Raw genomic sequence first — 11,100 nt, 5'->3', positions numbered from 1 at the left:
GCCAGGGACCCCCTGGTGCGGGACCCGCCGGCGATGCTGAGCCGGTCCCAACCGCCTCTCTGGGACCACCCCGTGGCGTTCGGGGCGGAGTTCGCCGCCACCGACCGGCCCACCCTCCGGCCCCGCCCGCCCCGCCGGAACCACCGCGGATCGGCCGGGACGGCATCATCATCGACGGCCGGTCCCGCAACAGGGGGAACCTGGCCCTCGGTGACCAACTGATCCAGAACGTGCGCCGGGGCGACGCCAGGACGGTGCTGATCCTGATCGCCGCACTGGCCCTGGTGGTCGCCATGGGCTACGGCGGCACCAAAATCCTCACGGACGACTCCCCCGCCCCACCCGCAGCCTCGGACGCCTCCGGCCGGTCCGACACGGCCGACGGCCTCGTCCCGGACTCCCAGGGCGAACCATCCGGCGGAGATCCGTCGGCGACGGCCGGTCCGTCCCGGACCCCAACGTCCGGCTCGTCCGGCGGATCGGGGCCGGCACCGGTCCGGGCCGACCCTCCGACGCGGTTCACCCAGGTCCCGCGCGGGAACGACACCGCCAACGACGCGGCCGTCGTGCTGGACGGCGCCGATCTGATCACCGTGGCGGACGGCCGGGAGCTCCGGGTGACGGCCGTCCGCGACGGCCGGGTGCTCGCCGCCATGACCTCCGCCGGGCGGCTCCCCGACCGCCGACCGGGCGACCCGTCGCCGACGGCCGGTGTCCCGGGGCGCCCGGGCGTGGGCACCTCCGGCGACCGGCGGTTCGCGGTGGCGGCGTTCCCGCTGACCGTCCCGGGACAGGGGACCATGACCGACCACTACGCCGTCGAGGTCGACATCCTGGACCTCGGCGGCGGCAAGGAGGCCGGCCGGGTCCGGATCGCCGAGGGCACGTCCTCGCCGGCCGCGCCGACCGTGGCGGGCGTGAGCGACGGCCGGGCCGTCGTCGTGGTCCCCACCCTCGCGGGCCCGCTGGCCAGTTACGCGGTCGACCTGGCCACCGGCTCGGTCGTGTGGACGCTGCCCGGGTTCGAGGCCCTGCTGATCCAGGGCGGCACCGTCACCGGTGCCTCGCGCACACTCGTGGACGGCGAGGACCGGTCGGAGGTACGGGCCGTCTCGGCGAAGGACGGCACCGTCCTGTGGAAGGCCCTGGCCGACAGCGCGGGGTTCGACCTGTCCGAGTTCGCCACCGACAAGGTCCTCGCCACCCGGGGGAACACCTCCGCGCTCCTGTCCACCGCCACCGGCGACAGCCTGCCGCTCCGCTTCCTGGACGCACCGGGTGCCGGCATCAATCGCTGCTGGTTCGACGGCCGCGCCACCACGGTGTGCAGCGTCGGACGGTACGGCGGGTCCGAGCTGACCGGCGTCGACTCGGCCGGGGGCGCCGTCCTGTGGCGGATCCAGTTCACGGCCGGCGCCGGGGAACGCGTGGCACCCGATGTGACCGCCGCCTGGCACGGCGCGGTGTACGGCCGTACCCGGCGGGGCGAGGACGTGGTGCTGGACGCCAGGACCGGGCAGGACCGGGAGCTGTCACCGGGCGTCGCCCCCTATCTGGTGAGCGAGTACGCCGCCGTCGCGAAGGGCAACCTCTACGTCTCAGCGGGCTGAGCCGGACGCCGACGCCGTCGGTCCGCGCGGGAACGGGCTCGGGCCCGGAGCGATGGACTGCGCGGCGGGGCGGCGGGCGCTTGCCCGGGCGGACGAAGGTGTGATCGGATCACGGCGGCATCGCGTGCCGGTGACGGGCTGCGTCAGGCATGGAGGTGCGACAACCGAAGGGACGGCCCGAACGTGGCTTCCCAGGACGGCGGCCGTACGGCCGCCCTCGGCCGGCAGCTCTCGCTGGCACACGACGAACTGCGCCGCCTGATCAACGACCTCAAGAACGACCTCGCGTCCGGTGCGGGGCACCGGCGCACGGGCGGCGGGACACTCGCCACCCACTGTCTGGCCTTCTGCGCCGCCCTGGAGACCCACCACCGGGGCGAGGACGACGGACTGTTCGCGCAGTTGGTGCGCGAACGGCCGGAGCTCGCGGGGACGGTCGCGAAGCTGGTCGAGGACCACGGCCTGATCTCCTCGATCCTGAGCCGGGTGGCCGAACTCGCCGAGCAGGCCGCCGCCACCGGCGGCCCGGGCCCGGACGAGGCGGTCCGGCGCGAACTCGACGGGCTGGCGGCCATCATGGAGTCCCACTTCCGGTACGAGGAGCGGGTGCTCGGCGCGGCGCTCGACCGGACGGTCCCGGACGGCGACTGGACCGAGCCGGTCTTCCGCCCCGTCCGGAGGTGACCCCTCGGCGGTGACGCGGGGCGGCGGTGACGCACTCTCCCGGCCCCGGATCCGTCCGGGGCCGGGGGCCGTGTCGGGCCCTTCGGGGCGCCCGGCGAGAATGGCCCGGTGACCACAGCTCTGAACCCCGCCGACGCCGCGTTCGCCCGCGACCCCTACCCGTTCTACGCCGGGCTGCGGGCGCAGGGCCCGGCGGCCCGGGTGGCACTGTCCAACGGCACCTCGGCCTGGCTGGTGACCGGCTACCGCCAGGCCCGGGCGGTGCTGGCCGACCCCCGGTTCTCCAACGTCCCGGCGCCGCGGGCCGGCGGGTCCGGCCGGGTGGGACCGGCGGCCGGAGCGCGGTCCGTGCTGGAGCGCCACATGCTCAACACCGACGGCGCCGAGCACCGCCGCCTGCGCCGACTGGCCTCGGTGGCCTTCACCCCCCGCCGGGTGGACGCCCTGGGCGAGCGGATCGCCCGGCTCACCGATGAGGTGCTCGGCGGGCTCGCGGAGCGCCTCGACCGCGAAGGAGCCGCCGACCTCGTCGACGACTTCGCCTTCCCGCTGCCCGTTCTGGTGATCGGCGAGATCCTCGGCGTGCCCGAGGAGGACCGGGTGGACCTGCGCACCTGGACCTACCGGGTCGGCTCCCCGGCCGGCGCCCTCGCCCCCGGCGAGATCGACGACGCCTGGCAGAGCCTGCACCGGTACTTCACCGGCCTCATCGCGGACAAGCGCCGCCGGCCCGGCGAGGACCTGTTCAGCCTGCTCGCCGCCGACGAGGACGCCGAGGCGCTGGACGACACCGAACTGCTGGCGATGGCGTTCCTGCTGCTCTTCGCGGGCTACGAGACGACCATGAACCTGCTCGCCTCCGCCTCGCTGCTGCTGCTCGGCCACCCCGGCGAGCTGGCCGCGGCCCGGCAGGAGGGCGAGCCCCGGTGGGCCGCGGTGGTCGAGGAGACGCTGCGGCACGCCAGCCCGCTGGAGGGCACGACCTGGCGGCGCACCCGCGAGGAGGTCGACCTCGGCTCCGGCACGGTCGTCCCGGCGGACTCCTCCGTCCTGGTCGTCCTGGCTGCCGCGAACCGCGATCCGGAGGTCTTCCCCGACCCGGACGACTTCCGGCCCGGCCGGTTCGCCCCCGGTGACGGCCGCGCCCTGCCGCACGTGGCCTTCGGGCACGGCCCGCACATCTGCCTCGGCGCCCGACTGGCCCGGCTGGAGGCGACGATCGCACTGCCCCGCCTGTTCGACGCCCTGCCCGCGCTGTCCCTCGCCGCCGACCCCGCCACCCTGCCGTACCGGCCGGGCCTCCTGGTGCGCGGCCCCCGCAGCCTCCCGGTCCGCCCGGCGGGATAGGGCCCCGTCAGGGACCCGGGCAGGTCGCCGTCGGGCCGACGCGCCGAATCCGTGCGCGACCCCTCCCTACGTCAATGCCGTTGACATACTCTGCGGGCATGACCGAACGTGTGGTTCCCGAGCCCGAGCGGAAGCGCCGCCGGCCCACCAAGCAGGGCGTCGTCCTGTCCGCCGAGCTGATCGTCGACACCGCGCTGCGACTGGTCGGCCTGCACGGCGCCGAGGCGCTCACCGTCCGGCGGCTCGGGGCCGCGCTCGGCGCCGACCCCAGCGCGGTGTACCGCTACTTCCACAGCACCGACGACCTGCTGATCGCCATCGCCGACGAGCTGATCGGCCGCGCCCAGCACGGCTGGCGGCCCACCGGCGACTGGCGGGCCGACCTGCGCGCCATCGGCCTGCGCATCCACGCCGCCTACCAGGCCCACCCCCAGGCCGCCCTGCTCGCCGCCCACCGCACCACCGGCCGGGCCAACGAGATCACCGCCGTCGAGAACATCCTCGGCATACTGCGCAACGCCGGCTTCCCGGACCCCGAGGCCGTCCGCATCTACCACGCCTTCGTCGACCAGAGCCTCGGCTTCGCCGTCCTGGACGCCGCCGCCCTCGCCCTGCCCTCGGCCGCCCTGAGCGCGGACTACCAGGTCTGGCAGGCCTCCTACGCGCGCCTCGACGCCACCACCCACCCGCACATCGCGGCCACCGCGCACCTGTTGACCGCCGACATGAACCGCAGCGCCTACCCCCACGCGCTCGACCTCCTCCTCGACGCCGCCGAGGCGCGGCTCGGAAGGCCGGAGGACCACTGAGCCGAGCCGGGAGGCGGCCGGGGAAAGGGGTTGAGGAACATCGGAACGAAAACCGGCGCTGAGCCCTTCCCGCTCTCCGGAGCCCGTTGACCTGTGCTTCCGTGGGCGGTTGAACCTTCGGCGGTCGTGTTGGTCATCTACCAGGAGGTCCGGGATGCCGGTCCGTTCTTCTTCCTGGACGACGCGGACCGGGAGCTGGCGGAGCCGGAGCTGCGGGCGTGGGCGGATGCACGGGTCCGGACGACCGCAGCGGTTGTGGGAGACGTTGCACGGCCTGCTGACACCCGGACCGGGCCGAGGTGGGCTGAGCACGCGGCACGCCCACTCCCCGGCGCCTCCCCGGCACGGCCAGTGCACCGCGCCGGGGCCCGCGGCGGTGTGTTCACCCCTCGATACGGCGCTTGCTGAGCCAGGCGACCATCTCGGGGTCGTGGTGGTCGAAGAACAGGGTCCTGCCGGTGTCAAGGGCGGCGATGGCGGCCATCTGGTCGTCGGTGAGGGCGAAGTCGAAGACGTCGATGTTCTGCGCCATCCGGTCGGGGTTGACGGACTTGGGGATGGTGACGATGTCGCGCTGGACGAGCCAGCGCAGTACGACCTGCGCGACCGACTTGCCGTGCGCCTCGCCGATCCTGCTGAGGACGGGGTGGGTGAACAGGTCGTTCCTGCCTTCGGCGAATCCGCCCCACGCCTGGTGTTGCACACGGTGCTCCCGCATCAGGGCATGGTCGGGGTCACGCTGGAAGAAGGGGTGGGTCTCGATCTGGTTGACCTGCGGGGCGGTCTCGTTGTTGAGGATCAGGTCCAGCAGCCGGTCGGGGTAGAAGTTGGCGACGCCGATGGCCCGGGTCAGGCCCTCGCGCCGGGCGCTCTCCATGGCGCGCCACTGGCCGTAGACGTCGCCGTAGGGCTGGTGCATCAGGTACAGGTCGACGTGGTCGAGGCCCAGCTTGGCGAGGGAGGTCTCCAGGGCCCGGCGGGTGTTGTCCTGGGCGGGGGCGTTCTGCACCCACAGCTTGGTGGTGACGAACAGCTCCTCGCGCCGGATGCCGCTGTTCTTGACGGCGTGGCCGACGGCTTCCTCGTTGCCGTAGGCGGCGGCGGTGTCCAGCAGGCGGTAGCCGGTCTCCAGGGCCTGGGCGACGGCGCGCTCGGTCTGGTCGGCGGGGATCTGGTAGACGCCGAAGCCGAGCATCGGCATCTGGACGCCGTTGTTCAGGGTGACGGTCTGCACGGTGTTCCTCTTTCGCTGTTCGGGTGCGGGTGGCGGCTGGGCCGCCGGTGCCGGGACGCGGCCCGGTCGAGGTGAAGGGGGTGCTCGGGGCCCTGTACGGGTCCAATCTCCTTGGGCCGGTCACCGGCGGCATCCGCTCCGCCGCCGGGCGGCGCAGGGTCTCAGGTACGGGGGGTACGGGCGCGGGGAGCCTCCCGACGAGGGCCGAGCGGTCACGCCCTCCAGACAACCGCGTCCCGCACCCCGGCGGGGCACTCAAGCAGACCCTGACAAGGACCCCCACGCCCGTGCACCCGCGAGGCGGCCCGCCGTAGTGTCGAAGACATGGACCGCCGCACCGAGATCCGCGACTTCCTCACCACCCGCCGCGCCCGGGTCACCCCCGAGCAGGCCGGCCTCACCCTCTCCCCGCTCTCCGGCACCCGCCGCGTCCCCGGCCTGCGCCGCGAGGAAGTCGCCCGACTCGCCGGCGTCAGCGTCCCCTACTACACCCGCCTGGAGCGAGGCGACGCCCGCGGCGCCACCGACGCCGTCCTCGACGCCATCGCCGGCGCCCTCCTGCTGGACGACGCCGAGCGCGCCCACCTCTTCGAGCTCGTCCGCGCTGCCAACGCCACCGCCACCGGACCGGCAGGAGCGGCCCGGCCCGCCCGCCGACCCGTCCGCCCCGGCCTGCGCAACCTCGTCGAGACGATCAGCGGCGTCCCCGCCTACCTCCGCAACGCCCGGCTCGACCTTCTCGCCGGCAACCCCCTCGCCCGCGCCCTGTTCGCCCCCGTCTTCGACAGCCCCGCCCGCCCGGCGAATGCCGCCCGCTTCACCTTCCTCGACCCGGCCGCCGCAGCGTTCTACCCCGACTGGGAGGCCGTCGCCGACCAGAACGTCGCCACGCTGCGCGCCGAAGTCGGCCGCAACCCCTACGACAAGGCGCTCTCCGACCTGATCGGCGAACTCTCCACCCGCGGCGGCGACGCCTTCCGCAGTCGCTGGGCCCGCCACGACGTACGCCACCATCGCGCCAGCGCCAAACGCATCCACCACCCCCTCGTCGGTGACCTCACCTTCACCTACGAGACCACTCGACTGACAGCCGACGACGGTCTCTACCTCATCCTGTGCGCCGTCCCACCCGGCAGCCGCGACGCCGAAACCCTCGACCTCCTTGCAAGCTGGAACGCCTCCGCACCGACAACCTCGCCGTCCAGCACCTGACCCGGCCCCTTCCGGCCCTTCCGCCGACACGTCAGGACGCTTCTGCTCCTCTCCGGCCGCAGCTCGGCGCCGGGCGTCACCCGGCGCCGACGTCCCGTCAGGTGCCGACCAGCGGCGATCGAGGCTTGGCGCCGGTTTCCGTTCCGACGTTCCTCGCCCCCCCGGGGACACTGTCGGCGGGCCGCCGACCGGCTCCCCCGGGCCGCCCGCCGACGGCGCCCCGGCGGAACGAGTCCGCCACCCCGCGCTCCCTCCGTCAGCAGACCGGGCCCGGCCGCGCCGCGGTCGCCCGCAGCAGGTCGCGCAGCAGACCGAGGTCGACGGCCTCCGGTCGGCGGAACCGGAGGCACCCCTTGCCCATGTCCTGTCCCGCCAGCCGTTCGGCGAAGTCCTCGCGCACATCACCGCGCATCAGATAGACGGAGATGTACTGCTTCTGACTCGCGAAGGCGATCTCCGCGACCCCGTCCCGCTCGTAGACGGGCATGCCGTAGGCCATGACCTCGGTGAAGCCCACCAGCTCCCGGCGGCACAGCCGCCGCAGCCCGGTCAGGACCTCCCTGCGGTCGTCGGGCACCTCGGCCAGGTAGCCGTCCACGTCCTTCGCCGCGCTTCGCACCATCCCAGGAGGCTACGCGGCCTCCCCGCCCCGGCGCGGGACCTCCGGGCGCTCCCCCGCGCCGAACGGGGCGGCGTGTCGGGCGGTGGTACGGCCGCCCCGAGGAGAGGGTGACCGGCGGGGGATCCCACGAGGAGGAGCGAGCATGCCCGAAGTCACCACTCCTTACCCGACCGGCACCCCGTGCTGGGTCGACCTGATGGCGAAGGACCAGCAGGCCGCGCTGGACTTCTACCGCGACCTGTTCGGCTGGCAGGGCGCGCCCGGGCCCGCGGAGTTCGGCGGGTACGCCGTCTGCGAGCTCAACGGCAGGGCCGTGGCCGGCATCGGCCCGACGATGAGTCCGGACGGCGCGCCGGAGCCGCCGACCGTCTGGACCGGCTACCTCGCGAGCACCGACGCCCAGGCCACCCAGGACGCGATCGTCGCGGCCGGCGGCACCCTGCTCGCCCCGGTGATGGACGTCGGCAAGCTGGGCCGGATGCTGGTGGCGGCCGACCCGCAGGGCGCGGTGTTCGGCGTCTGGCAGCCGGGCGAGTTCTTCGGCGCCCAGGTGGTCAACGAGGCCGGGGCGCTGACCTGGAACGAGCTCCACACCAAGGACGTGCCGGCCGCCACCGCGTTCTACGGCGCGGCCTTCGGGATCGAGATCGAGCCCCTGGACGGCGCCGACGCGTACTGGGAGCTGCGGGTCGGGGGCCGGGCGGTCGGCGGCGTGACCCTGCTCGCCAACGACCCGCCCGGCACCCCGCCGCACTGGCTGACCTACTTCGCGGTGGACGACGTGGACTCCACGGTGGACGCCCTGGTCAGGAGCGGCGGTACGGTGCTGGCCCCGCCGTTCGACATGATGGCCGGGCGGATGACGGTGGTGGCCGACCCGCAGGGCGCTCCGTTCGCGATGATCAAGCCACAGCCGCTGTAGCCGGCGGCGCGACCGGCGGTGGACCCGGAACGGCCGGGGTCACCGCCCGTCGCCCGCCCGGAGTTCGGTGGCAATCTGCCGTCGGCCGAAGAGGGCCGCCTCCAGCACCACCGCGGCGCAGACGAGCAGCGCCACGCCGGCCGTCGGCAGCAGCACCGGCAGGACGCGGGGCGCCAGCCGCTCCCCCACCGGCGCGCCGACCAGCAGCGACAGGTCGAAGGCCGGACCGAGCAGGGCGACGGCCGCCGCCGCGACCGCGGCACCGCCGGCCACCGCGGCCAGCGTCTGCGGCACGGTCTCCGCGACGATCAGCGCCAGCCCCTCCCGGGGGCGAAGCCCCATGGTGCGCAGCCGGGCGAGGACCGCCGCGCGGTCGGGCGAGGCCCGCAGGACGGTGAGCAGGACAGCGAGCAGGGCGAAGGCGATACCGGCGACGGCCGCGGACCGGAAGAGCCGGACGGTGGAGTGCTGGAGCGGGTCAGCGGCCAGGGCGGCGGCCGTCTCGCGGGCGGTGCGCACGAGGTAGCCGTCGGGGATGCCGCCGGGCTCCTCGCTCACCTCCCGGGCCTCCTCGCGCAGGAGCCCGGCCAGGCCTGGCGCGTCCGCCAGGCCGCGTGCCGCGAAGAGCCCGCGCAGCCGGTCGCCGTCGATGTCGCCGACGGCGAACCAGTTGTCGGGCCGGGCGAGTTCGGGCAGGCGGGCGGCGGCCGCGCCGACCGGCACGACGACGAACTCGCGGACGGCCTCGGGGAGGGCGGGGGTGGCGTCCGCGGTGCCGACGACGGTGGCGAGCAGTTCGCCGCCGGGTGTGCGCAGCCGCTGCGGGCCGGGGGTGAGCTGTCCGGCGAGGCCGCGGCTGACCAGGGCGGGCACCGGCGTGTCCGGCCGATCGACGGCGGACGGTGCGGTGTCGGACGGGGCAGTGTCGGCCAGGACGGCAGCGTCGGACGGGGCAGCGTCGGCCAGGACGGCGGGGTCGAACGCGCCGGCCCCGACGGTGCGGGCGATCTCGGCGTAGGCCCGGGGCTCGACGACGACGAGGGTGACCTGTTCGGCGAGCCGGCCGACACCGAGGAGGTAGGTCTGCCGCTCGATCCGGACGCCGGTCGAGGCGCGGACGCCCGGGAGCGCGTCGGCGGCCGTGACGAAGGCCTCGGGCAGTGGCGCGTCCTGCGGGACCAGCACCGCGGCGTCGCCGCCGACCGCCGTGCGGGCCGCGCGCAGCCGGGCGCCGTCGACGGTGTCGAGGAGGGTCGCGCCGAAGCCGGCGGTGGTGACGGCGAGCAGCAGGGCGAGCGCCGGCAGGACGGCGGGGCGGTGCCGACCGCCGGAGTCGCGGGCGCTGCGGGCGAGGCCGAGGAAGGCGATCGGGCCGCGGCCGCGCCGAGCGAGGGCGGCGAGCCGGTCGACGACGGGCGGCTGGATCCGGGCGAGCAGCAGACCGCCGCTGAGCGCGACCAGCAGCGGGGCGGTGACCAGCAGCGGGTCCGGCCCGCTCGCCGGCGGGGCGGCGCCACGGCGGCGGACCTCGGCGACGGCCGCGCCGGTGACGGCGAGGACGAGGAGTTCGCCGACCGCCCGGCGCCGCCCGGACCTGCGGGCACCGTCGGGAGGGCCGCCGGTGCCCCGGGGGCGGGAGAGCAGGGCGGCGGCGCGGACCGGGAGGGCCAGGACGGCGAGCAGCGTCGCGGCCACCGCGGCGAGGACGGCGGCGGTCCAGCGGGGGGTGGGCAGCAGGACGAGGGCGAGGGCGGCGGCCGCCCCGGCCGCCGGCAGGACGGTCACCGCGCTCTCGCCGAGCAGGCGCAGCAGGATCCCGGCGTGTGAGCCGCCGCGGGCCTGGAGCAGCCGGAGTTCGGCGGTCCGCCGGTCGGCGGCGAGGGCCGCGGCCAGGCAGAGCACCACGGCGGCGACGCCCGCGACGCCGGCGGGACCGATCGCGGCGAGCGGGGCGGTGGCCCGGTTTCGGGCGGTGGCCTCGGCGAGGACCTCGGGCAGCAGGGTGGTGAGGGTGAGGTCGGGCCGTCCGGTCACCTCGGCGGCCAGGACGGCGCCGGGCCCGGCCAGGTAGGAGCCGACGCCGGAGCGGAGGGCGGCGAGCCGGTCGGCGCGCAGGGCGTGCGGGTCGACGGGCAGCCGCCAGAAGTCCTCGCCGCCCCCGCCCCAGGCGAGCAGGGCCGGGCGGCTGTCGCCGGCGGCGAATCCGGCGGTCTCCCATCGGACACCGCCGCCGTCGAGGGTCTTCAGGCAGGCGCGTTCGGGGCAGGGCAGCTCCTGCCAGTAGCGGTCGTGGGGATCGTCGGCGCGGTAGAGGCCGACGATCCTGGCGCGGGCGGCGGGTCCGCTGTCGACGGTGTCGCCGACCCGGAGGCCGATGGTGTCGGCGGCCCGCCGGCTGACGGCGATCGGCAGCGGCTCGCCGGGGGTGGCCGGTCCGGGCCAGGCGCCGTCGGTCAGGGTCGCGTGTCCGGCGAGCCCCTGGAGGTAGAGCAGGTGGAGTTGCGGGGCCATGCCGCCGGGGCGGTCGTAACCGTCGTTGAGCATGGCCCGGTCGGTGAGGGCGCGGGTGCCGTGGTGCTCGCCGTCGCGGGTGAGCGGGAGGTCCCCGGTGATCTGTCCGACCAGCCGGTCGCGGGCCGAGTCGAGGTCGGCGGCGGGGG

9 protein-coding genes are annotated in these 11,100 nt (G+C 75.5%); 6 read left to right on the top strand and 3 right to left on the bottom strand.

The features are described 5' to 3' along the window. The first annotated feature begins 230 nt into the window (after positions 1-230). From ADK60_RS16720 to ADK60_RS16705, 4 genes are all read left to right on the top strand, one after another. Complete coding sequence (locus ADK60_RS16720) at positions 231-1,610, top strand: outer membrane protein assembly factor BamB family protein (RefSeq protein WP_053646863.1); 1,380 nt, start codon at positions 231-233, stop codon at positions 1,608-1,610. A 183-nt stretch (positions 1,611-1,793) separates the two neighbouring features. Continuing rightward, a complete protein-coding gene (locus tag ADK60_RS16715) occupies positions 1,794-2,294 on the top strand; it encodes a hemerythrin domain-containing protein (protein WP_053646861.1) in 501 nt (166 codons plus the stop codon). 108 nt (positions 2,295-2,402) lie between these two features. Then, positions 2,403-3,641, top strand: a complete 1,239-nt coding sequence (locus ADK60_RS16710; RefSeq protein WP_053646859.1) for a cytochrome P450 family protein — start codon at positions 2,403-2,405, stop codon at positions 3,639-3,641. Between the two features lie 98 nt (positions 3,642-3,739). After that, positions 3,740-4,450 (top strand): TetR/AcrR family transcriptional regulator, encoded by a 711-nt coding sequence (locus tag ADK60_RS16705; RefSeq protein ID WP_045943886.1) that lies wholly within the window; start codon positions 3,740-3,742, stop codon positions 4,448-4,450. A gap of 382 nt (positions 4,451-4,832) precedes the next feature. Here the strand turns inward: ADK60_RS16705 and ADK60_RS16700 are convergent, their stop codons facing one another. Further along, positions 4,833-5,684 carry an aldo/keto reductase gene (locus ADK60_RS16700; RefSeq protein WP_053646857.1) on the bottom strand — a complete coding sequence of 284 codons (852 nt, stop codon included), beginning with the start codon at positions 5,682-5,684 and terminating at the stop codon, positions 4,833-4,835. 324 nt (positions 5,685-6,008) lie between these two features. Here ADK60_RS16700 and ADK60_RS16695 point away from each other — a divergent pair, with 324 nt between their 5' ends. Beyond that, a complete protein-coding gene (locus ADK60_RS16695) occupies positions 6,009-6,896 on the top strand; it encodes a helix-turn-helix domain-containing protein (protein ID WP_053646855.1) in 888 nt (295 codons plus the stop codon). Positions 6,897-7,152: 256 nt separating this feature from the next. Here the strand turns inward: ADK60_RS16695 and ADK60_RS16690 are convergent, their stop codons facing one another. Beyond that, complete coding sequence (locus ADK60_RS16690; protein WP_053646853.1) at positions 7,153-7,518, bottom strand: iron chaperone; 366 nt, start codon at positions 7,516-7,518, stop codon at positions 7,153-7,155. A gap of 142 nt (positions 7,519-7,660) precedes the next feature. Between ADK60_RS16690 and ADK60_RS16685 the strand changes: the two genes are divergently transcribed. Beyond that, a complete protein-coding gene (locus ADK60_RS16685) occupies positions 7,661-8,440 on the top strand; it encodes a VOC family protein (RefSeq protein ID WP_053646851.1) in 780 nt (259 codons plus the stop codon). Positions 8,441-8,479: 39 nt separating this feature from the next. Here ADK60_RS16685 and ADK60_RS16680 read toward each other — a convergent pair. Further along, the coding region (locus tag ADK60_RS16680) for a hypothetical protein (RefSeq protein WP_053646848.1) at positions 8,480-11,100 on the bottom strand (2,621 nt) is incomplete at its 5' end.

The sequence above is a fragment of the Streptomyces sp. XY431 genome (genome assembly GCF_001279805.1).
Taxonomy (GTDB): domain Bacteria; phylum Actinomycetota; class Actinomycetes; order Streptomycetales; family Streptomycetaceae; genus Kitasatospora; species Kitasatospora purpeofusca.
The sequence above is the reverse complement of the archived record's forward strand: the minus strand, read 5'-3'. Positions and strand labels throughout refer to the sequence as shown.